The sequence below is a fragment of the Parvularcula bermudensis HTCC2503 genome, from assembly GCF_000152825.2.
GTDB classification, from domain to species: Bacteria; Pseudomonadota; Alphaproteobacteria; order Caulobacterales; family Parvularculaceae; genus Parvularcula; species Parvularcula bermudensis.
In genome coordinates this window covers 865,226-886,711 of sequence record NC_014414.1, presented here as the reverse complement: position 1 = coordinate 886,711, position 21,486 = coordinate 865,226, and the positions used below count along the sequence as shown (strand labels likewise).

The window sequence follows — 21,486 nt, the reverse complement described above, 5'->3', positions numbered from 1 at the left end:
GGTAGGGGGCCTTTATTCGTCGCTGAGCGCGATCAGCGACGCATTGCCCCCCGCCGCTGTGGTGTTCTCACACACATGCTTTTCTTCGCAGAACCGGGTGAGATAAAGGGGGCCCCCGGCTTTCGGTCCCGTCCCAGAAAGGCCGCGGCCACCGAACGGCTGAACCCCGACGATCGCCCCCACCATATTCCGATTGATATAGACATTTCCTGTCGGCGCGGCCGCCGCCAATTGGCGTTGGCGGCTCTCGAGACGAGAGTGGATGCCGAAGGTGAGCCCAAAGCCCGTCTCGTGAATTGAGGCGATGACCTCATCGAGTTGCGAGGGCTTCCACCGGCAGACATGGAGAATGGGACCGAATGCTTCGCTTTGAAGATCTCGGAAATTCTCAAGTTCTACAATACGGGGGGCAAAGAACGTCCCGCCCTCGGGGGCTTGGCCTTTATACCGGACTTTTCCCTTGGCCGAGATCTCATTCCAATGGGCATCGAGACGTTCGACGGCATCGGTGTCGATCACCGGTCCCATATCCACCGAAAGGTCTTTAGGGGGACCAATCTTCAGCGCCTCCGCTGCCCCCTGGATCATCTCCAGCATATGGTCGGCCACATCTTCCTGCACATACAGAATACGCAAAGCCGAACAGCGCTGTCCGGCCGACCGAAAAGCCGAGCCGACCACATCGTCAGCGACCTGTTCGGGGAGAGCCGTTGAGTCGACGATCATGGCATTGATACCGCCGGTTTCAGCGATCAGGGGAACGATCGGCCCCTCCCGCTCGGCGAGCGCACGGTTGATCGCTTTGGCCGTCGGAACGGAGCCGGTGAAGACCACCCCCGCAAGGGCGGGGTGATTGATCATGGCTTGACCGGTCTCGCCGGCCCCAAGGACGAGATTGACCACGCCGGCCGGCAAGCCGACTTCGTGCCACATCTCAATCACACGCCAGGCGATATAGGGGGTCTGCGGCGCGGGTTTGGCCACCACGGTATTCCCCGTCGCCACAGCGGCGGCAATTTGGCCGACAAAGATCGCAAGGGGAAAATTCCAGGGCGAGATGGCGGCCCAGACGCCCCGCCCCTCAAGATGGTACATATTGAGCTCACCCACCGGACCGGGCATTTCCTGGTCGACCATCAATTCTTCGGCACGCTGTGCATAATAGCGGCAGAAATCGACGGCTTCCCGTACTTCGGCGATCCCGTCATCCACGGTGCGACCGGCCTCATGGGCGATGATCGAGACAAGATAGGGAAGCTGCGCCTCCATCCGGTCGGCAAAATCGCGCAGCAATTGGCCCCGCTCCTCCACGGGTCGGGCATTCCATTTGGGGAAGGCGTCATGCGCCACCGACATGGCATGATCGACCACCGCCGTGCCGGAAACCCGCCATTCTCCAATCGGTTTTTCCGTCGACGCCGGGTTTCTAATCGGGTGGAGCGCCCCTTCGTGCCGATACGCCTCCGCGTTGATCAACGCCGGCAGCGGCTCATAGGGCCCACGGAATTGCTCGATCGCCTCTGACAGCTCGGCCAGGTGGGGACGATGCCCAAGCTCCCGCCCCGCGCTGTTGGGACGTAATGGATAGAGTTTGTGGGGCAGGCGGATTAACGGATGGATCGGCGCCTCGCCGAGATCGACGGATTCCCGCAACTCATCCTGCGGCAATTCGAGGAGATCGTCGTTCGATATCCGCTCGTCGGAAATCTGCGCCACGAAGGAGGAATTGGCGGCATTTTCAAGCATCCGCCGCACTAGATAGGCGAGAAGGTCCTTATACCCCCCCACCGGCGCGTAAATACGGACGGGGATACCGTCATCGTGGACCTGGGCATCGTAGAGAACCTCGCCCATGCCATGGAGGCGCTGGAATTCATATCCATCGTTCCCCCCCATCTCCACGATGGCCGCCATGGTCACGGCGTTATGGGTCGCGAATTGCGGGAACAGACGGGGCCGCGCATCGAGCAACAGACGAGCGCAATCCAAATAACACAGATCCGTCACGGTTTTCCGTGTAAAGACTGGGAAATTCTCAATCCCCCGCTCTTGGGCGCGCTTGATTTCAGTATCCCAATAGGCGCCCTTGACCAGACGAACGGTGAACCGTCGTCCGCTCTCTTTCGCCAGGGTGTCGACATATTGGATCACCTCAGGCGCCCGCTTCTGATAGGCCTGCACGGCGAGCCCGAGGCCGTCCCACCCGGCCAAAGACGGCGCTTCGGTAAGGGCACGGAAGATATCGAGGGATACCTCCAGCCGATCGGCTTCTTCGGCATCCATGGTGAAGTTCAGGTCCTCCGCCTTGGCCTGTTCGGCGAGCGCAAGGACCATCGGCAGGAGCTTTTCGTAGAGCTCCTCGCTATTCTTGAGGAAGTATCGCGGCGTTAGCGCCGAAAGCTTGACGGAGATCCCCGGCCGGTCGGCGGGGGGCATATTCGCCTTGGCCCGCTGACCGATGGCGGCTATCGCCCCGGCATAGGACTCCCTATAGCGCTCGGCATCGTCATATGTCCGTGCCGCCTCGCCCAGCATATCGTAGGAATAGCGATAGCCCTTCTTTTCCTGCTTTCGGGCGCGATCGAGGGCGTCCTCAATCGTCTGTCCCAGGACGAAGTTGCGGCCAAGATAATTCATGGCCTGACGGGTACCGACCCGGACCGCCGGACCCCCGACCCGTCGGATCAGTCCTTGGATCACGCCGCCGGGCGTATCGCCCGGACGGACGATACGCGCGGACAGCCCAATGCCCCAGCTGGCCGCCATCAACAGCCAACTCTCATCGCCGTCGGGCGCCTCCCAATCGCCGGTCCCCAATTTATCGGCAATCAGCTTGTCCTGGGTTTCCTCGTCAGGAATCCGCAACAGCGCCTCGGCAAGAACCATGAGGGCGAGGCCTTCTTTGGTCGACAGCGAATATTCCTGCATGAAGTCTTCAAGCCCCGCGCCCTTGGGCGCATGGCGGATCGCTTCGACATAGCGGAGGGCACGCTTCTTGATCTTTGCCTTCTGGGGGTCGGGGATGGCATTACGGGCCAATAACGACCGGGCGAAAGCGAAATCGTCGGGGGCATAGTCAGCATTGAACACCGGCAAGGACATTTTCGTCGCCTCCAATCATCGTCGTTTTTCAATGCCCCGGCGTGGGGGACATTCCCCCCACACGCAAGGCAGCGCACCGCGTTGCTCTATCCGTCCGAATGGTCCCCCGGCCGATCCCAATCGTCCCGGTCTTTCGGCACCCCGTTCTCCAAGGCCTGACAGATGTCACGCAGCGCAGATTTCAATCCCTCTTCATAGGTGGGATGATAGAAGGGTCTGTCCAGCAGCGTGGGGGCCGTCTCCCCCGCCTCGATGGCCCAGGCGAGGAGATGTCCGAGATGCTCGGCCATGGGGGCCACCAGCAGGGCACCGATGAGACGTCCGGTTTGCGGCTCGGCGTAGAGAAGGGCCCCGCCGACATTTAGGTTTTCTACGCGTGCCCGCCCTTGTGTGCCGAAATCGGCATAGCCGACCACAGTGCGCGCGTCGGCGCGATCCGCCACCTCTCCGATCGACACCACCCCTGGATGGGTGAAAGCCATCGAAAAAGGGACGAGCCGGTGCGAGGGCGCCGTATGGTCAGGATCGGCGGCATTGGCGCCGGCAATCGTCCCCTCAGCCGAGGCTTCGTGCAAGAGCGGCCGCTCCCCGGTCATGTCCCCCGCAATGAAGATGGCTGACTTGCCACATCTCAATGTCCGGGGGTCGTAGTCGGGCACGCCATTCTCCTTGAGGGTCAGGCCTGCCGCCGCCAGATGAAGCCCCTCAAGGCTCGGGGGGCGACCGATCGCCAGGAGAACCCGTTCGGCCTTGAGGGAACCACCCGCCCATTCGAGCACGACGCCGTCATCGACACGTCGGGGGGTCACCTCCGCCTTCAGGTGGATCGTCATCTCCGTTGAAAGACGGTCGTAAAAATTGGTCGCCAACTGCCGGTCCGCGATCCCCGCAAGACGATCCGAGGCCTCAAGCACGGTGACCTCGACCCCAAGTCGGGCCATCGCCTGCGCCAATTCGAGGCCAAGGGGCCCGCCCCCGACCACGGCAAGGCTCTCCGGCAGGGTTTCCCGTTCGAAGATCGTTTGGTTGGTCTCCAGTCGATCTCCAAGCGCGGCGAAAGCATCCGGCACCGCCGGATGACTGCCGGTGGCGAGAACAAAAGCGCGGGCCGAGAGGCGGCGCCCATCGTCGAGGGTCATGTAGTTCGGACCGGTAAAGTGGGCCGCTGCCTTGACCGTTGTGCCGTCTGGCAATGCCTCAAAACTGTCCTTCACCCCGGCGACGAACTCATCCCTCAGGGCGCGAACCCGCCGCATCACCGCCGCGCCGTCGACCCGAACCTCTCCCCCCCTGATGCCGAAGGGGCCGGCCGTCCGGGCCCCATGCGCCGCCTGCGCTGCCGCGATCAGCAATTTGGACGGCATACACCCAATGCGCGCGCAGACTGTCCCCGCGAAATGGGGGTCGATGAGGAGGGTTTGGGCGCCCTGGCGCCGCGCGCTGCGTTCTGCGCTGATACCGGCCGTCCCAGCCCCGATAATCGCAACGTCGCAATGAAGGTCGGGGCCCATAATCCTCCCGGCAAAATGATTTCCATCAAGGACATAGACGGGATGACGAGGCGTCAACGCCGCCCCTGCTATTCTCTTTCCGAACCTCTCGGTTCGCGGCGGGCCGTTCCCCGCCTCAGGGGCCCTTATCGCCTGGCGCTGGACACCGGCGCTGTCGCCGCCATATGCTGACGCTTTTGTGACAGCGCGGGGCCCAACAATATGGAAGATGCCATTCGTTTCGTAAACGGAATTGTTTGGGGCGTTCCCATGCTCTCGCTACTGCTCGGAACGGGGCTTCTCCTCACCGTCGGCCTCAGATTGATGACGATCCGAAAGCTGCCCTATGCCGTGGGACAATTATTCCGCCCTCGGCCCGAGGACCGCGAAGGCGATATCAGCCCTTTCAGTGCATTGATGACGGCCCTCTCTTCGACGATTGGCACAGGGAATATTGCCGGTGTGGCCGCCGCCATTGCCATTGGGGGACCGGGCGCCGTGTTCTGGATGTGGGTTACGGCGATCGTCGGCATGGCGACCAAATACAGCGAAGGGGTTCTGGCGGTCCGGTTCCGCGAGATCGACGCCAATGGCAATCACGTCGGCGGCCCGATGTATTACATTAAGAACGGCATGGGAAAGTCATGGATTTGGCTTGCCGTGCTCTTCGCCCTTTTCGGCGTTCTGGCGAGTTGGGGCACAGGCGCGTCGATCCAGTCCAATTCCGTCGCCGATGCCTTGAACTCCACCTATTCGATCCCGCCGATTATCTCAGGGATCGTCCTCGCCCTTGGCGCGGGTGCCGTGATTTTGGGCGGGGTGACCCGGATCGCCTCCGTCGCCTCGCGCCTCGTGCCGCTCATGGCGATCGCGTATTTGGGCGCCGGGCTTCTTGTGATCGGGCTCAATGTCAGCCACGTCCCCGAAGCGTTCAGCCGCATCTTCGAAGGCGCCTTTGGGATCGATGCCGCAGGGACAGGCATTACCATCGGCCTTCTGCTTCACGCCATGCGCTTTGGCGTCGCCCGAGGGATCTTCTCCAATGAGGCTGGACAGGGGTCCGCGCCGATCGCCCATGCGGCCGCTAAAAATGAGGACCCCGTCAATCAGGGCATTATTGCGATGCTGGGCACGGTCATCGACACCTTGATTGTCTGCACGATCACCGCCCTGGTCATCCTCACCTCTGGCGTGATTGCCCAGGAATGCCTGCCGACGACGCTCAATCTCGATGTCTTTCTGGCGAGCGGCCAGCCTGCCGGGTGCGATACCGCCGCCCCGCTAACCGCCGCTGCCTTCGATGCGACCCTGACAGGGGTGGGGAAACACATCGTCGCAATCAGTCTCTCAGTATTCGCCTTCACCACCATTCTCGGCTGGTCCTACTACGGAGAGCGATGTGCCGCCTTTCTCTTCAGCGAACGCGCAATCCTGCCCTTCAAGATCAGCTGGATCCTGGTCGTCTTCGGCGGCGCCGCCACCCTCGCCCTGGAGGACGCGCCGATCAAAGTATCGCCGGATCAGACCATCGCCCGGCAGGGGGAAATCCTGTTGATCGACAACGCGCCCGCCCTCAGCGGCGGTGAAGTCGTCACCCTGCCCCCCGGTGATCTCGTCCTCATGAATGGCGTCGTCACCGTCAATGGCGCGGTCATCGAAGCGCCGACAGATCTATCGAATATCGTGAATTTGTTTTGGCTCGTCGCCGATACCCTCACCGGTCTGATGGCGGCGCCGAATCTCGTTGCGCTCATCGTGCTCAGCCCCCTGATCTTCCGGCTGACACGGCAATATTTCCAGAAGGGGGTCATTGCGCCCTCCGGGGTGGACGAGGCGCCAAGCCCCGAAGGGGCGACCCCCGTCCCAGACCCGGACTCCCGCTGACGGCTGCGGGGGGCCGTTGGAGGATCGGCCACCCATGGAGGAGGGGTTAGAGCCCGCTCACGGTCACGGTCTTGCGATTGACAAAAGCCATCAATCCATCGCGAGACAGCTCCCGCCCATAGCCGGACTCCTTCACCCCGCCAAAGGGCAGGTGCGGATTGGAGGCCACGATGCGGTTCACCGCCGTCGCCCCCGCCTCAAGTTTCTCGACCGCGGTCTCGATATCGCCCTTATCGGTGGTGAAGATGGCCGAGCCCAATCCGAAATTATTCGCATTGGCGAGTGCCAGCGCATGATTGAGGCTTGTCGTTCGGAACATGAGGCCCACGGGACCGAAAATTTCTTCCTCATAGGCGGGGGAGCCCTGCGGGATCGCCTCGATCAATCCGGGAGCGAACCAATAGCCTTTACCGCCGTTCGGCCCCTCGACCGCTTCGGCCCCCACAACCCGCGCCGCACCGGCTTTGAGGCTCTCCTCGACCTGCTTGACGATATCGCTCAGCCCTTGTTTCTGGGCCAGGGGGCCGATATCGGTTGCTTCTTCCATCGGATCACCAATGGTCAGGGCCGCAAATTTCGCCGCTAATTTCTCGCGGAAAGTGTCGTAGATATCGTCGTGGATCAAAAACCGTTTGGCAGCGATACAAGACTGACCGTTATTTTGTGTCCGTCCAAGGACAAGCTGGGTCACCGCATTGTCAAGGTCCGCCGAAGGCTGAACGATATAGGCGTCTGAGCCCCCAAGTTCCAAGACCGTAGGCTTGATCATCTCCCCACAGACCTTCGCCACCGCGCTGCCGGCGGGGTTGGAGCCCGTGACGGTCGCGCCGCGTACCCGGCGGTCCCGCAAAATGGCCTCAACCTTGCCCGAGCCGATCAGGAGGGTTTGAAAAGCGCCCTCGGGAAAGCCCGCCTCGCGCAGTACATCTTCGATCACCAAGGCCGATTGCGGGACGTTCGAGGCGTGTTTGAGCAGACCCGGATTGCCGCCGATCATCGAGGGGGCCGCAAAGCGAAAGACCTGCCACAGGGGGAAGTTCCACGGCATCACCGCCAGGATCGGCCCCAGGGCGAGGTGACGAACATAGGCGGTCATGCCGTCGACCTCGAAGCGCTCGTCACGCATAAAGCGGGGTCCGTGCTCGGCATAATATCGACACGCCCAGGCGCACTTTTCGACCTCTGCAATCGCTTGTTTCAGCGGCTTGCCCATTTCCGTCGTCATGATGCGGCCATAGGCCAGCTTGTTCGCATCCAAGACTTTTGCTGCCTCGGCAAGAAGGCTCGCGCGTTTCTCCACGCCTAAATCGGCGAGCTGCGACTGGCCGTGCAGGGCACGGTCCAGCGCCTTGTCCACAGCGTCATCAGAGAGAGCATCGAAGACTTTTTCGACCTCCTCGGTGGCGGGATTGAGGGTTTGAATGGCCATCGTCATCTCCTTCGACCTGACAGGAGCATAGGCCGTACGGCGCGAACTGCATCCCCTCCCCCTGGACGGAAAGAAAGAGCGGGGCCGTCGCCTAAAGCAACGGCCCCTGACCGGTCCGCGCCCCTAAGGGGGGAGAGAGAGGATGCGCGGCCGGATATGGGAAGACGAGAGCCCAATGACGAAAGCGGAAAAATCCGCCCTCAATCCCCGAAGGAAAGCGCCGACGTCTTGTAACCAAATAGCTGTGTTGAACGCGCCCCATACATCGAGGCTTCTAGAAATCTGGGACTGCGCGCTACAGCAATCACTCTGCGTAGCAAAGTGGTATCTCGTTGTTTTTGCTTTTTTTACAATGGACCCGACAAAATATTCATTATTCGCCCGTCTAGGGTCATGCGGAGGTTCCTGGAGCGGCTCCCCCAATGCGTATTCTCTACTCCCATCGCACGAAATCCGACGATGGCCAGCGCATCCATATTGATGGACTAACCGACGCGCTCAGCGCCCTTGGTCATGAAGTGCTCATCGTCGGTCCGGGAGGGGAAAGCGAACCGGGCACCGCGCCCCGCCCCCTCACCTCCACCCATGTCACCCAGGTCTTGCCCGGCCCCCTCTATGAAGCGGCCGAGATCGCCTATGCGGTGATAGGCGAGGCCCGCCTGCGGCGGGTCGCAAAACGGTTCCAGCCGGATGTCCTCTACGAGCGCTACAACCTTTATTATCCGGCGGGGGGACGGGTGGCCCGCACCTATGGCTGCCCTTTTCTGCTGGAAGTGAATGCGCCGCTGGTCGCTGAACGGCGCGCCACCGACGCGCTGCATTTCCCCCCCCTGGCCGCGCGCTCGGAAAGGCGGATCTGGCAAAGCGCCGATGCGGTCCTTCCCGTCACGTCCGTCCTGGGACGGATGATTGCCGATCAAGGGGTGGCCGAAGACCGCATCCACCCCATTGGCAATGGCGTGCGCCCCGAATTTCTCGAACCGCAGGATGGCGCCGACTGGCGTGCGCGTCTTGGCCTTCAGCAATCTGTCGTCCTCGGCTTTACCGGCTTCGTTCGGGAATGGCACCGCATGGATCGGGTCCTCTCCTTTATGAGCAGCCCGGACGGGGCTGGGACCGCGCTTCTCCTTGTGGGGGATGGTCCCGCCCTCCCCTCGTTAAGGCAACTGGCTGTCGATCTGGGGCTTGAGGATCGCGTCCATTTGATCGGGGCCAAACCGTGGACAGAGATCCCCGCCTTGTTGGCCGCGATGGACATTGCGCTCCAGCCGGCGGTGACGCCCTATGCCTCCCCCCTCAAGCTCCAGGAATATATGGCGCAGGGTCTTTCGGTGCTGGCCCCCGACCAACCCAATATCCGTGAGGTGGCCGATGAAGAAGTGGCCGTTCTCATCCCCCCCGATGACGAGACGGCCTTCCATCTAGCACTTGCCTCCCTCATCCGGGACAAAGATCGACGACATCGCCTGGGCACCGCAGCCCGAAAGCGGATCGTGGACCGCGATCTGACCTGGACGGGGAATGCGAAGCGGGTGATCGCGCTTGCCGAAACAATGCTCAGCGGGGATTGTCACTGAAGCGTCATCGCGGGACGGTAGGACATCGTCATTTGGGAGGGAGTTCCATGTCCGTGATTGCCCGCACACTCGGTATCAGCCTCGCCGTCCTCGCTCTCGCCGCTTGCGAAACCACCGCCCCGGTGGGGCCGACCGATCCCATGGCAGGTGAAACCGCCAACACCGGAAGCACGACATCTGCCGAGCCGGGCGATGCCGACACAGGCCCCACGGATTTAAGGCCGGGGCAGGCCAGCGCGTCCGGCCCTTCGCTCACCCTCACCCCGATCATTCCGATGCTGTCAAAGCCGCTCCCGCCGGAGACACGGCTGACCCGGATCGCTTTCGGCTCCTGCCTCAAACAAGAAGACGATCAGTCGATCTGGCAGACGGTCGAAGCGAGCGACCCCGATCTGTTCCTGTTTATCGGCGACAATGTCTACGGCGATATCTATTCAGGTGACCCGGCGATGCCCGAGCTCCGCTCCGCCTATAATACCCTCGCCAAGAGCACACCCTTTGCCTCCCTTCGGGCAAATGTGCCGGTCATGGCGGTATGGGACGACCATGATTACGGCCTCAACGATGCGGGCGGCACCTTTGCGTTGAAATATGGGACCGAAGCCCTGTTCGAAGAGGCCTGGGCCCTGCCTGCGGACGATCCACGCCGCGCGCGGGACGGCGTTTATACAAGCGACATCGTCGGCCCGTCGGGGGAGCGTGTGCAGATCATCCTGCTGGACACCCGCTTTTTCAGGGACGACCTGCTGCCCACCGATCAGCGAAATGCGCCGGGGAAGGAGCGATATCTCCCCGATCCCGACCGGTCCAAGACGATGCTCGGCGAGGCGCAATATGCCTGGCTGGTGAAGGAACTCCAGAAGCCCGCCGATCTCCGCATCATTGTGTCCTCCATCCAGGTCATCGCCGAAGGCCATGGCTGGGAGGCGTGGAACACGCTGCCGGCGGAACGCCAGCGCCTGTATGATACGATCGGCGCATCGGGGGCGGAGCATGTCATCCTGTTGTCAGGCGACCGCCACGCCGGCGGGCTTTATAAAACCCATCGTGCCCTGCCCTATCCGCTTTACGAAATCACCTCTTCGTCCCTCAATGCCCCAGCCTCGGTCTGGCGCGCGCAAAGCGGCGAAACCCGGATGGAGGCCGGACCGAACCGCCTTGGCCCGATGATGTATGAGGCGAATTTCGGTCTGATCGACATCGACTGGTCGCGCCGGATGGTGACGCTGTCCCTCGCCGATGCGACGGGGGCGCCCGCCCAGGCGATCAAGGTGTCGTTTGCGGAGCTGCAAATTTCTGACTGACAGCCTATTCGCTGTGTCCGGGAGGCGCCCCTTGTTCGTCTTCCGGGCCGGGGGCACCGCCAATGTCTCTGGCGTCGAGTAGGCGATAGCCCCCCTCCTCGGTCACAATGCCGCCGGACACACCGGAAATGCGACCGATCTTTTGGCGCAATCGGTAAATGTGGGTCTCCAGCGTGTGGGTCGTCACCCCGGTCTTGTATCCCCACACCCGAGCCAATAACTCATCGCGGTTCATCAGCCGACCATCGGCCCTGTGCAAATGATCGAGGATGCCCGCTTCGAGATCCGTAAGACGGATCGGCTCTTCCCCTTCCCTGACCAGGGCACGCTCCGCCGGACGACAATGGTAGGGCCCAAAGGCAAAGGCCGCCCCGTCCGATCGCTGATGATTTCTCACCGCGGCTCTGATACGCGCGGCCAATTCGACGACCCGCAGCGGCAGGGAGAGGGATAAGATGGCCTCCCCCTCCGCATTGGGGGCGCCGCCAAGACAGAGGATCGGCCCTGAAAACCCCGCCTCTCGCCAAGCGACGGACGCTCCCTCATGCCGGCCATCGACCAGGATCGCATCGGCTTGTTCGAGGATATCGGTCTCGCTCAACCCCGCCTCAAGGCACGCAATGTCGTCGATCGACTCAAAGGGTTCAACCAATGCCGCGCGCCAATCGGGGGCAGCGCCGTCGAGATGGAGGCGAATTATCCCGCTCACTGCGGCGTTCCCCGCGGCCCGAATATCGCCGATCCAACCCGAACCATCGTCGCGCCAAGATGGACCGCCGTCTCATAGTCACCTGACATCCCCATCGACAGCGCCGACACGCCGGCCTCGGCGGCGAGTTCATGAAGCAGGGCGAAATGCGGCGCAGGGGGATCGTCCTGAGGCGGAATAGCCATGAGGCCGAGAATATCGAGGTGCTGGTCATTCCGGCACCAATCGACGAACGCCACCGCATCGGCAGGCAGGACGCCACTTTTCTGGGCCTCTTCCCCTGTATTCACCTGCACGAAAAAGGCGGGCAGGCGGGCACCGTCATCGGCAAGCCGGCGAAACGCATGGACGAGCTTCTCGCGATCAAGGCTCTCGACCACATCGAATAGACCGATCGTATCCGCCGCCTTATTGGATTGGAGGGCGCCGATCAGGTGCACGCAACAATCGGGATAGGCTGACTTTAGCGCGGGCCATTTCGCTTGCGCCTCCTGGACCCGATTTTCACCGAACCGCCGATGACCATGGGCGAGAAGGGGGCTGATCTTCTCGGTCGGCCAGGTCTTTGAAACCACCGTCAACTCGACAGCGTCGGGGGACCGTGCCGCCTCCTGCGCGGCGCGGCGGATCCGCGATTGAACCTGTTCGTAGTTTGCGATCACATCGTCTTCTGTCATGTCGACTGCATGGCCGATATTGCGCATAATGTCAGGCACCTGTCCCAATTAGCCTGGCGCCTGCGGAACGCGGCACCGCCGCGCCGGGGGGCCCTTCCCCCCTTCGCCCTTGCGCTTTTCACCGACGACAGACGACAGGGCGATCTTTGCCAGGTGATGTCGCGCTTGCCCTCCGCCCGGGCATTAAAGGGGCCGGTGGCCGTGATATTCCGCCATTACGGCCTCGACGATCCGACGCGGCGAGGGCTGTTCTGTCGTCTGATCCCTATCCTTGAGAGCAGGGGACATTTGCTGTTCTGCGCAGGGCGCGGCGGCCCCCCCTGGCCCAATCGCCACGCAACCCATGGGCGGCACCGCACAAGCTGGCCGGTGCATGATTTGCGGCAGGGGCATCAGGGGCGGCTTGCCTATTCCGATCTTGGCTATGTCTCTCCGATATTCCCCACCGCCAGCCATCCCGACAGGGCCCCCCTCGGGCCCTTGAGGGGGGCAAGAATTGCCGCGGCGCTGCCCTATCCCTGCTTTGCCCTTGGAGGCATTGATCTTGAGACGGGACGTCGCCTTGTCGGGCTGCCCTTTTGGGGGATCGGGGTGATCGGGGCCTTAACCGCGCCGCGCCGGGACAGATCGTCAGAACCGGATAGCGCTTTCGAACAAAAAGGCGGCTGAGTCTTCTTTCCCGCCCAATTGGTCGTTCTTCCGGCTCTCAATGAGTTGCGCCGACGCCCCGAGGGTGACCCCATGGTCAAACACATAGGAGACACCGGCCTGAGCTGTTTGGGTTTCCCGATCGACACGGCCGGTCAAGACGGCTGGGGGAGGGGGACCAAGGAGCAAAGCCGCATCTCGGTCGGCATTCGCATTGCCGTAGCCGAGCATGAAATTCCACTCCCCCAACCCATAGGTCACCCCCGCGTCGAAGGCGAGATAGTCTTCGTCCCGATCATTATTCAACGACGCATTGGTCGATTTCATCGACCCGCCCAAAACCATCTGTCCGTAGGCGAGATTAACCCCGAGGGAATAGGCGTGATAATCGCCGAGCAGGGCGGAGGAAATCGTGCCCCCAGGCTCCCCCTCCTCATCGGCACTCAACCAGCTTGCACTGACACCGAGGCGCAAGGGGTCCGCGCCCGATGAGAGGGCTTTTTGATAATAGAGGGCCGCTTCGACAACATCCTTCCACCGCCGATCCTCTCCCAGGACCGCCGCGTCGGCCGACGTCGCAAATCCATCGACAGGGGCGCAGAGATCCGCGTCACAGGCCGCCAATTTCGGCGCATAAGACACACCGAGCTGTACCTGGCCGATCAGCCCCCCCAGAAATCCCGCCGGCGGCATATAGGTGATCTTTGGCGCATGACCGGAAAAGTCACTGATCGTATGAACATCATTGAGCCCCGAAAGGTCAGTCCGCCAATCATTTATCCGCGCCGATTGGAACAGGGTCGGCGCGGTCACGGCAAGGCGGGAGGCAATGCCGTCATCAAGGCCGAGATGCACGCTGCCAAAGCTGCCCCGCGCAAAGAGATAGGCGCCTTCGAGGAACAAATCCTGGTCGTCATCGCCAAGGCCCCGGGTGCCCCCATTGGTTAGCGAGGAATAGCGTCCCCCGGCCACGGCGGTCGGCGCCTGTTGCCCATCGGCGCGCACATTCCCCGACAGCCCAAGTTCCAACCCGTTGTCCAGAATGGTGGACCCGGACAGACCAAGCCGCATATCCGCGTCGGCGTCCGCCTCACCGTCAACGATGCCGACGACCAGGGTCGCACTGCCGGTGATGTCGACATCGACATCGGCCTGCGCCAGCGCAGACCCTACGGCGATGAAGCTCACGGCGAGAACCGTCGATACGGCACTTTTGACCGCGATCATCATTCTGCCCTGTTCCTTGCCTACCTGGTCTATATGGCGCCCTTTGCCACAAGCGACCGCCGCCTCAAGAAAAAATCATGTGGGAAAGCATAAAGTTACTGAGTAACGTGTCGCAGAAGTCACGTTGACCGGCGTGTAAGAATATTGACCTAGAGATTCTGCGCTTTAGGTGTGATGGGGTTGAACAGAGGTGTTAGCGCGCATGTCACCGGAACGGCTTCGCTTGATCAAGATTTTCGGCATGGCAGGGGCGGCGGCGGTCCTCGCCGCCTGTGCGAACACGAATTCCGCCAACCGGGACATGCCGCTCATTGCCGGCGCCGATAGCGGCGACGTGGCGGCGAGCGTCAATCGCTATTTGTGGCGGGCCTCTCTCGACACCATTGATTTCATGCCCTTGGCGAATGCCGACCCCATGGCGGGGATCATCACCACCGACTGGTACGGCAATCCCCAGACGCCGACTGAGCGGTTCAAGACCAATGTGTACATTCTCGACACCGCCCTCCGGGCCGATGCCCTGCGCGTGTCGGTGTTCCGTCAAATGCTGACCGAGCAGGGATGGGTCGATGCGCCGATCAATCCCGCCACCTCCCGCGAGATTGAAAACGCGATCCTTTCGCGCGCTCGGGAACTGCGCCTCAACAGCCTCGACAGTTAATCTGGGGCTTTGCCCCTCCATCGGGCGGTGATGACTGCCTCAAAAATCGATGGCGGGGATCAGAGTCCTCAAGGCGGCCGATTTCGCGCGGAAGATCTCCAGCGCTTGGCTGTGCGATACACGCTCAAAACGGAGGGTATCCCCCGGCCTGATCTGGCCGAGGCGGTGCCGGTCGGCGCGGATCACATGGGCAATACGAGGATATCCTCCCGTGGTCTGGCCATCGGCGAGAAGGACGATGGGGTGGCCATCGGCAGGGCATTGAACGGTTCCCCCAAAGACCGGCGCACTGGCGAGGGCACGGGTTTCCGCCACATCGACGCGGCTTTCGGTCAGCCTCAGCCCCATGCGGTCGCTTTGCGCAGAGATGCCGAAGGGCCCCCCAAAGAGGCGCCCGATCCCCTCCCGGCTTAACCAGGACAGCTCCGGCCCGGCGACAGCCCGCAAGGTCCAGCGTGCTTCGAGATAAGGCGTCAGGGCGGCGGGAAGGGATCGCGGACGCCGACGCGATCCCCGTCCAATGTTGAGCGTGTCGTCCGTCTTAAGAGCGCGTCCGTGATAACCGCCGAACCGACCGGGAAGATAGGTCGAGGGACTCCCCAAGATGGCGGGCACGTCGACCCCGCCTCTTAAGGCGAGATAGGTCCGCATCCCCCGACCGGGCGGCGCAATGGTGAGGACCTGGCCTGCTTGGGTCCGGACAGGCTCACCATAGGGGACCTGCGTTCCGTCAAGATGCGCGGCCCCCGGCGCGCCGGTCAGGGCGATCACCGCCTCGGTAAGAAAGCGCGCCTCAAAACCGCCCATCGTGATCTCGATCCCCGCCGTCATCGCCTCATTTCCCACGGCAATATTGGCGAGGGAAAGGGAAAGCAGATCGGCGGCCCCCGCGGACGGTACCCCCTTATGCCTGAGGCCGCGACGCGGTCCCGCCTGGACGCTCGCCTGAAGACCGCCGAAGAGGATGGTCAACGCCGCGCTCACGCCGCCTCAAATCGCACGGTCTGGCCTAGCGCCAAGGTGAAAGGGTCCGTCGCCTTCGGGGAGAACAAGTCCTCAAGGACGCGGCCGACAATCGGCCAGCCGCCCGGGCCATCGAGGGAATAAATGCCGGTATGACCGGCGATCACCCCGACACTTCCCGCCGCGACCCGCACCCGCGGGGTGGCGAGGCGGGTGCACTCAATCCGCTCATCAAGCCCCGTCAGATAGGCAAATCCGGGGGTAAAGCCCATTAGGGCCACAGGGTAGGACCGGGCGGTATGGCAGGCGATGAACGCCGCCGTCTCCATGCCCCCACTCGCCGCGACGGCTTCAAGATCCGGCCCCTCCTCTCCGCCATATCTGACGGGAAGAACGAGCGGCGGCCCATGCTCCTCTTCTTCCAAGGGAAGATCCTTGAGGGCATTGACCAGAGCGCGCTCTAATCGGCGGCGATCCGTCGACAGGGGATCGAAACTCACCGCCAATTTGTCGAGGCCGGGGACCACATCGACAAAGAGATCCAGTCGGCGAAGGCGTTCAGCCAGCCGCCCGCGTGAGACACCGGGGGGGAGAGACACCTCATAGGCATCATCCCCCAGAGGATGCAGCGTTAGCATAAGCCAGGCCTTTCGATGTCGAGGCCCGCCGCCAACAGGGCGGCTCTTACCGCGCGGGCGCTGGCGACCGCACCGTCACTGTCGCCATGCAGGCAGAGGGTCTGCACCCGAAGCCCGATGGTTTCGCCCGACAGGGTTTCGACCTCATGCCTCAGCCCGAGGGAAATCGCTTGACGAAGCCGATCCGCTTCCGAAACAAGAACGGCTCCTTCTTCACTTCGCGGGATGAGGGAGCCGTCTTCGGCATAGGCCCGGTCCACAAATCCTTCGGCGGTGAACACAAGGCCCACAGCCATGGCGGCGGCTTCCAATTCGCCCCCCGGCGGCCCCACGAGCCGCGCCGAGGGAAGCGTCATGCGTAGGACATCGACCATAAGAGCGGCGAGCGCTTTGTCCTTATGCGCATCATTATAGAGGGCGCCATGCGGCTTGACGTGACCGACAGCCTCCCGTGTCGTGACATCGACGAGCGCCTCGATCTGCGAGATCAGCGCCTCGCGGAGCGCCGTCGGTGAAAGATCCATGGATCTGCGGCCAAATCCCTCACGATCGGGATAGGCCGGATGCGCCCCGATCCCCACCCCAGAGCGGTCGGCCAGATCGACCGCCCGCCGCATCGTCTCCGGTGTGCCCGCATGGCCGCCACAGGCGATATTGACGCTGGAAACGAGGGGGATCAGCGCGCGGTCATCGCCCATTCCCTCCCCCACATCGGCATTCAAATCGATCGTTGGTCTCATCCAACAGATCATAGGGCGTCGGGGCGACCCGGCCAACGGGCGCCTTGCCGAGGCGGGCCAAGGAGGCCACAACCGCGCGAATGAATGGAGGCACTCCCACGATGGCGCAGTATGACCCACGCACGATCGAAGCGAAATGGCAGGCCGCGTGGGCCAAGAGCAATGTATTTGCCGCCTCACTAAGCGGGGATCGCCCCAAGAGCTATATCCTCGAAATGTTCCCCTATCCTTCGGGGAAAATCCATATCGGCCATGTACGGAACTATGCCATGGGGGATGTCCTTGCCCGGTACAAGCGGGCCAAAGGCTATGACGTCCTTCACCCGATGGGCTTTGACGCCTTTGGCATGCCGGCGGAAAATGCCGCCATGGCCACCGGCAAGCATCCGGCCGAATGGACCTATGCCAACATCGCGGTGATGACGGATCAATTGAAGCGAATGGGGCTTGGCCTCGATTGGGATCGCTCCTTCGCCACCTGCGATGTCGATTATTACGGCCATCAACAGCAGCTGTTTCTGGAATTTTTGGCGGCGGGGTTCCTCGATCGGCAGGAGGCGCAGGTGAACTGGGACCCGGTCGATCAGACCGTCCTGGCGAACGAACAGGTCATCGATGGTAAGGGGTGGCGGTCGGGGGCGCCGGTGGAACGCCGGACGCTGAACCAGTGGGTCTTCAAGATCACCCACCGTGCCGACGACCTGCTTGAGGCCCTTGATGACGGACGGCTCGATGGCTGGCCCGCCCATGTCAAGGAAATGCAGCGGAACTGGATCGGTCGGTCGGAAGGGCTGGAAATGACCTTCCCGTTGAGCCCCCCGGCCGGCGGGGACGACGATATGCCCTTTGCCGGGCTGACCGTCTATACGACGCGGCCGGACACGCTGTTCGGGGCCAGCTTTCTGGGTGTTGCGCCGGATCATCCCCTAGCGGCGCATTTTGCCGAAACCGACGGCGCCCTTGCCGCCTTCATTGCAGAATGCCAGGCCGCAGGCACCTCGGAGGAGGCAATCGAGACCGCCGAAAAGCGGGGTTATCGCCTGCCGATTACCGGCAAGCACCCCTTTGACGGCCGGGAACTCCCTGTCTTCGTCGCGAATTTCATCCTCATGCAATATGGGACAGGGGCCATTTTCGCCTGTCCGGCCCATGACCAGCGCGATCTCGACTTTGCCCGTAAATACGATCTGCCGGTCCGTCCGGTCATCGCCCCCGATCGCGATCATGCCCCGACAGGGGATGACGGACGGCAAGAGGCCTATACGGGACCGGGGACACTGATCAATTCAGACTTCCTCGACGGCAAGACCATCGAGGCGGCGCGACGCGAGGTCATCGACCGCCTCGAAGAGATGGGATGGGGCAAAGGCACCATCGTCTACCGCCTGCGCAATTGGGGACTGTCCCGTCAACGATATTGGGGATGTCCAATCCCGGTCATCCACTGCCCCAGCTGCGGCCTCGTGCCCGTCCCCAAAGCGCAATTACCGGTTCGCCTGCCGGACGTTCCGGCGGCGATATTTGCCGAACCTGGCAATCCTCTCGACAAGGATGTCTGCGCTGAATGGCGAGAAGTCGCCTGCCCCGAATGCGGCACGGCGGCGCAGCGGGAAACGGATACGATGGACACTTTCGTCGATTCGTCCTGGTATTTCGCGCGATTTGCCTCGCAACCGGATGACCGGCCCGTCGCCCCCGAAGAGGCGGCGGCATGGCTGCCTGTCGATCACTATATTGGCGGCATTGAGCACGCGATTCTCCACCTCCTCTACGCCCGTTATTTTGCGCGTAATATGAAGGACCTTGGCTATCTTGATACGGATGAGCCGTTTCGGAACCTCTTCACCCAGGGCATGGTCACCCATGAAACCTATCGAGATGTCGATGGCGGCTGGGTCGCGCCGGAGGATGTCGATAAACAGGGGGACATGGCGCGGCATCGCAAAACCGGTGAGCCGATTACGATCGGCTCCATCGAAAAAATGTCGAAGTCCAAAAAGAATGTCGTGGACCCGATGGGCATGGCCGATTCCTACGGCGCGGATGCCACAAAGTTCTTTGTCCTGAGTGACTCCCCCCCCGAGCGGGATGTCGAATGGACCGAATCCGGTGTTGAGGGCGCGGCCCGCTTTGCCGGGCGCGTCTACGATCTGGCAAGCCGCTATGAGGGTGTCCTCCTAAGGGCGACCGAACAGCCTTCGGCGGGGGAGGCGCCCCTCCGCCGCGCCGTCCATAGCGCCATTGTCGGCGTGAGTGACGATATCGATCATTTCCGCTTCAATAAGGCGATCGCCCGGCTTTACGAGCTGCTTGGCGCACTCAAATCCCTCACGGCGGCCTCGCCGGAAAATCTCGCCACGGCGGCGGAAGCCCTCTCCGTCTTTAGCCGGCTATTGGCCCCCTTCATGCCGCATCTGGCGGAGGAATGCTGGTCGTTGATCGGCGGCGAGGGGCTTGTCGCCCTGGCCCCCTGGCCGGAGGCCGATAGAGGCTTACTGGTCGACGACCAACAAACGCTGATGGTGCAGGTCAATGGCAAAAAACGGGGAGAACTGACGGTCCCCCTCGATGCCGAAAAATCAACGATCGAGACCGCCGCGCTCAGCATGCCCGAAGTTGAAAAATTCACCGCGGGCAAGACCGTACGGAAGATCATCGTTGTGCCAAAGAAAATCGTCAATGTGGTGGTCGGATGATGCGCCGATCCCCTCTTCCCCTGATCCTGACCCTTGGCCTTACGCTCCTCGCCTCGGCCTGTGGCTTCAAACCCCTATACGGGGAGGGCAGCAGCGCCATCGGCCTACGCTCCGTTTCCCTTGCCTCGATCGACGGCGCGCCGGACGTCACCCGTCTTTTGCGCGACGAACTCGGCCGGACCCTCCCCCCCTCCGATATGGCCGCCACAAATTATCAGCTATCCCTCGCCGTTGAGGATCGTCGGCGCGCCGTGGCGACCAGCCGGGCCGCCGCCACAACACGCTTCGACTACCTTTTGACCGCGCGCTATCGCCTCGTCGACACGACCAGCGGCGAGATGGTCTATGAGAACGCTATTCAGGCGCGCAGCAGTTATGGCGTTGTTGCCAGTCAGTATGCCTCCTATGTCGCGAGGGAAGACGCCGTCCGGCGAACCGCGGTGGAGATGGCGGGGAAGATCGAGCGTGACTTGGCCTTATATTTCGCCGGTCGACCCGCAGCGCCGAGGGGCGTGCCCGTCCCCGATCTGATCGACCAAGATCGTGGTCTGCCGGGAAATCTTTCCGATGAACTCAACCGCGAGACTGGCGAGAACTAATGGTCGCGATCAAGACCGGCGAGATTGGTTCCTGGTTGACCGCCCGCCCCAAGGGCGTTGCCGTGGCATTGTTCTACGGCCCCGATGGGGGCCTTGTTCAGGAGAGAGCCCGACGGTTGAGCCACTACATTGTCGAGGATGTGAACGACCCCTTCAACGCGATCTCGTTGAGTGAAGGCGATATCGAAAGTGTCGGTCAACTCGCGGATGAGGCGATGGCATTGTCCTTCATGGGGGGAGAACGGCTGATCCGTCTCAGGACGCCGGGGGAAAAGGCGGCAAAGGGGGTGACACACCTCCTTACCCGTATCGAAGCAGGGGCGGCCCCGAATGCCCTTGTGGTCATTGAGGCCGGGGATCTCAAGAAAACCAGCGCCCTCAGAAAAGCCTGCGAGAAGAGTCGCTTTGCGGCGGCGATCGGCTGTTACCCGCAGGAGGGAAAGGATCTTGCCGAAACGATCCGTACCCGCCTGAAACAGGAATCCTTGTCAATCGACGATGCCGCCCTCCTGCGCCTCGTCACCTTGATGGGGGACGATCATGGCGTCCTGTCCAGCGAACTCGAAAAACTGATCCTCTATATGGGCCCTCAGAGCCTCAGGGCGGGAACGGCGGAGGTAACGGAAACCGATATCGCCCAGGCCCTGGCGCAGAGCACAGCGGACGCCACCTTTGAAATCGCCGATCTGACCTTGCGCGGGGATAGCCCCACCCTGTCGGAGGCGTTGTTCCGCGCCCGCGGCGCTGGCGTATCGTTGCTAGGGGTTTTGCGCATTCTTCAGGGGCGCCTTGCCCGCCTGATGACGGTCAAGGAAGCCGAAGCGGCGGGCCGCCCCCGCGCAGACGCGATGAAATCCGTCCGCCCCCCTATTTTCTATGGCGAGCAACGCGCCTTTACCGCCCTCTTGGAGAAATGGTCCTTACGCGACCTGGAGCGTGCGGCGATGACATTGCTTGAGGCGGATCTGGCGGCAAAACAGACAGGGGTGCCCGCGACGGAAGTCATCGAGCGCACCCTCTTTCGTCTCGCCCGCCTGGCCCAGCGGCCAGGCTAGGGCCGTTTCAGGTCGACCTCAGTCGTGAAGCGCCTCTCACATCTTTGGTCATCGCATTTTCTTTAGGCGAGCCGGTGCCGCCTTCGC

The 21,486-nt window shown here is 62.4% G+C and carries 17 protein-coding genes; 8 read left to right on the top strand and 9 right to left on the bottom strand.

Annotated elements, in window-relative coordinates; translation table 11 throughout:
- Positions 1-12: 12 nt before the first annotated feature.
- Both putA and PB2503_RS04295 read right to left on the bottom strand, forming a co-directional pair.
- Positions 13-3,102 carry a bifunctional proline dehydrogenase/L-glutamate gamma-semialdehyde dehydrogenase PutA gene (gene putA, locus PB2503_RS04300; RefSeq protein ID WP_049781985.1) on the bottom strand — a complete coding sequence of 1,030 codons (3,090 nt, stop codon included), beginning with the start codon at positions 3,100-3,102 and terminating at the stop codon, positions 13-15.
- 86 nt (positions 3,103-3,188) lie between these two features.
- Positions 3,189-4,613: a dihydrolipoyl dehydrogenase gene (locus PB2503_RS04295; RefSeq protein WP_041535287.1), complete on the bottom strand. Its 1,425-nt coding sequence runs from the start codon at positions 4,611-4,613 to the stop codon at positions 3,189-3,191.
- Positions 4,614-4,862: 249 nt separating this feature from the next.
- On the opposite strand from PB2503_RS04295, the gene PB2503_RS04290 reads away from it, so the two are divergent.
- Positions 4,863-6,476, top strand: coding sequence for an alanine/glycine:cation symporter family protein (locus PB2503_RS04290; protein ID WP_202944407.1), 1,614 nt, complete (start codon positions 4,863-4,865; stop codon positions 6,474-6,476).
- A 46-nt stretch (positions 6,477-6,522) separates the two neighbouring features.
- Here the strand turns inward: PB2503_RS04290 and PB2503_RS04285 are convergent, their stop codons facing one another.
- Complete coding sequence (locus tag PB2503_RS04285) at positions 6,523-7,905, bottom strand: NAD-dependent succinate-semialdehyde dehydrogenase (protein ID WP_013300000.1); 1,383 nt, start codon at positions 7,903-7,905, stop codon at positions 6,523-6,525.
- A gap of 422 nt (positions 7,906-8,327) precedes the next feature.
- Here PB2503_RS04285 and PB2503_RS04280 point away from each other — a divergent pair, with 422 nt between their 5' ends.
- Together PB2503_RS04280 and PB2503_RS04275 are read left to right on the top strand one after the other, a co-directional pair.
- Positions 8,328-9,482 carry a glycosyltransferase family 4 protein gene (locus PB2503_RS04280; protein ID WP_013299999.1) on the top strand — a complete coding sequence of 385 codons (1,155 nt, stop codon included), beginning with the start codon at positions 8,328-8,330 and terminating at the stop codon, positions 9,480-9,482.
- Positions 9,483-9,529: 47 nt separating this feature from the next.
- The gene (locus tag PB2503_RS04275; RefSeq protein ID WP_013299998.1) at positions 9,530-10,786 is read left to right on the top strand and encodes an alkaline phosphatase D family protein; all 1,257 of its coding nucleotides are present in this window, start codon (positions 9,530-9,532) and stop codon (positions 10,784-10,786) included.
- Positions 10,787-10,790: 4 nt separating this feature from the next.
- Here the strand turns inward: PB2503_RS04275 and PB2503_RS04270 are convergent, their stop codons facing one another.
- Both PB2503_RS04270 and PB2503_RS04265 read right to left on the bottom strand, forming a co-directional pair.
- A complete protein-coding gene (locus PB2503_RS04270) occupies positions 10,791-11,495 on the bottom strand; it encodes a winged helix-turn-helix transcriptional regulator (RefSeq protein WP_013299997.1) in 705 nt (234 codons plus the stop codon).
- Positions 11,492-12,172: a YggS family pyridoxal phosphate-dependent enzyme gene (locus PB2503_RS04265; RefSeq protein WP_013299996.1), complete on the bottom strand. Its 681-nt coding sequence runs from the start codon at positions 12,170-12,172 to the stop codon at positions 11,492-11,494. Before PB2503_RS04265 ends, PB2503_RS04270 begins: the two co-directional genes overlap by 4 nt.
- A 9-nt stretch (positions 12,173-12,181) precedes the next feature.
- Between PB2503_RS04265 and PB2503_RS13795 the strand changes: the two genes are divergently transcribed.
- Complete coding sequence (locus PB2503_RS13795) at positions 12,182-12,841, top strand: thiamine phosphate synthase (RefSeq protein WP_013299995.1); 660 nt, start codon at positions 12,182-12,184, stop codon at positions 12,839-12,841.
- Here the strand turns inward: PB2503_RS13795 and PB2503_RS04255 are convergent.
- On the bottom strand, positions 12,803-14,050 hold the full coding sequence (locus PB2503_RS04255; RefSeq protein WP_013299994.1) for a porin: 1,248 nt from the start codon (positions 14,048-14,050) through the stop codon (positions 12,803-12,805). The two genes, PB2503_RS13795 and PB2503_RS04255, sit on opposite strands and share 39 nt — an antisense overlap.
- 199 nt (positions 14,051-14,249) lie before the next feature.
- Between PB2503_RS04255 and PB2503_RS04250 the strand changes: the two genes are divergently transcribed.
- Positions 14,250-14,708, top strand: a complete 459-nt coding sequence (locus PB2503_RS04250) for a DUF3576 domain-containing protein (RefSeq protein WP_013299993.1) — start codon at positions 14,250-14,252, stop codon at positions 14,706-14,708.
- 39 nt (positions 14,709-14,747) lie between these two features.
- Here PB2503_RS04250 and PB2503_RS04245 read toward each other — a convergent pair whose 3' ends face one another.
- From PB2503_RS04245 to pxpA, 3 genes are read right to left on the bottom strand one after another with little or no spacing between them, the layout of a single operon-like run.
- Positions 14,748-15,692, bottom strand: a complete 945-nt coding sequence (locus PB2503_RS04245) for a 5-oxoprolinase subunit C family protein (RefSeq protein ID WP_013299992.1) — start codon at positions 15,690-15,692, stop codon at positions 14,748-14,750.
- Positions 15,689-16,309, bottom strand: coding sequence for a 5-oxoprolinase subunit B family protein (locus PB2503_RS04240; protein ID WP_013299991.1), 621 nt, complete (start codon positions 16,307-16,309; stop codon positions 15,689-15,691). The genes PB2503_RS04245 and PB2503_RS04240 overlap by 4 nt, the downstream gene beginning before the upstream one ends.
- Entirely contained in the window at positions 16,303-17,049 is a 747-nt protein-coding gene (pxpA, locus tag PB2503_RS04235) for a 5-oxoprolinase subunit PxpA (protein ID WP_041535280.1), read from the bottom strand. Before pxpA ends, PB2503_RS04240 begins: the two co-directional genes overlap by 7 nt.
- A 101-nt stretch (positions 17,050-17,150) precedes the next feature.
- On the opposite strand from pxpA, the gene leuS reads away from it, so the two are divergent.
- From leuS to holA, 3 genes are read left to right on the top strand one after another with little or no spacing between them, the layout of a single operon-like run.
- Positions 17,151-19,745 carry a leucine--tRNA ligase gene (gene leuS, locus PB2503_RS04230; RefSeq protein ID WP_013299989.1) on the top strand — a complete coding sequence of 865 codons (2,595 nt, stop codon included), beginning with the start codon at positions 17,151-17,153 and terminating at the stop codon, positions 19,743-19,745.
- A complete protein-coding gene (lptE, locus tag PB2503_RS04225) occupies positions 19,742-20,344 on the top strand; it encodes an LPS assembly lipoprotein LptE (RefSeq protein ID WP_013299988.1) in 603 nt (200 codons plus the stop codon). Before leuS ends, lptE begins: the two co-directional genes overlap by 4 nt.
- On the top strand, positions 20,344-21,399 hold the full coding sequence (holA, locus tag PB2503_RS04220; RefSeq protein WP_013299987.1) for a DNA polymerase III subunit delta: 1,056 nt from the start codon (positions 20,344-20,346) through the stop codon (positions 21,397-21,399). Before lptE ends, holA begins: the two co-directional genes overlap by 1 nt.
- Positions 21,400-21,486: the final 87 nt, after the last annotated feature.

Bases quoted from the DNA above. Each gene is read 5' to 3' on its own strand.
- putA (WP_049781985.1), bottom strand. From the start codon at position 3,102: ATGTCCTTGCCGGTGTTCAATGCTGACTATGCCCCCGACGATTTCGCT.
- PB2503_RS04295 (WP_041535287.1), bottom strand. From the start codon at position 4,613: ATGGGCCCCGACCTTCATTGCGACGTTGCGATTATCGGGGCTGGGACG.
- PB2503_RS04290 (WP_202944407.1), top strand. From the start codon at position 4,863: ATGCTCTCGCTACTGCTCGGAACGGGGCTTCTCCTCACCGTCGGCCTC.
- PB2503_RS04285 (WP_013300000.1), bottom strand. From the start codon at position 7,905: ATGGCCATTCAAACCCTCAATCCCGCCACCGAGGAGGTCGAAAAAGTC.
- PB2503_RS04280 (WP_013299999.1), top strand. From the start codon at position 8,328: ATGCGTATTCTCTACTCCCATCGCACGAAATCCGACGATGGCCAGCGC.
- PB2503_RS04275 (WP_013299998.1), top strand. From the start codon at position 9,530: ATGTCCGTGATTGCCCGCACACTCGGTATCAGCCTCGCCGTCCTCGCT.
- PB2503_RS04265 (WP_013299996.1), bottom strand. From the start codon at position 12,172: ATGACAGAAGACGATGTGATCGCAAACTACGAACAGGTTCAATCGCGG.
- PB2503_RS13795 (WP_013299995.1), top strand. From the start codon at position 12,182: ATGGCCGATATTGCGCATAATGTCAGGCACCTGTCCCAATTAGCCTGG.
- PB2503_RS04255 (WP_013299994.1), bottom strand. From the start codon at position 14,050: ATGATGATCGCGGTCAAAAGTGCCGTATCGACGGTTCTCGCCGTGAGC.
- PB2503_RS04250 (WP_013299993.1), top strand. From the start codon at position 14,250: ATGTCACCGGAACGGCTTCGCTTGATCAAGATTTTCGGCATGGCAGGG.
- PB2503_RS04240 (WP_013299991.1), bottom strand. From the start codon at position 16,309: ATGCTAACGCTGCATCCTCTGGGGGATGATGCCTATGAGGTGTCTCTC.
- pxpA (WP_041535280.1), bottom strand. From the start codon at position 17,049: ATGAGACCAACGATCGATTTGAATGCCGATGTGGGGGAGGGAATGGGC.
- leuS (WP_013299989.1), top strand. From the start codon at position 17,151: ATGGCGCAGTATGACCCACGCACGATCGAAGCGAAATGGCAGGCCGCG.
- lptE (WP_013299988.1), top strand. From the start codon at position 19,742: ATGATGCGCCGATCCCCTCTTCCCCTGATCCTGACCCTTGGCCTTACG.
- holA (WP_013299987.1), top strand. From the start codon at position 20,344: ATGGTCGCGATCAAGACCGGCGAGATTGGTTCCTGGTTGACCGCCCGC.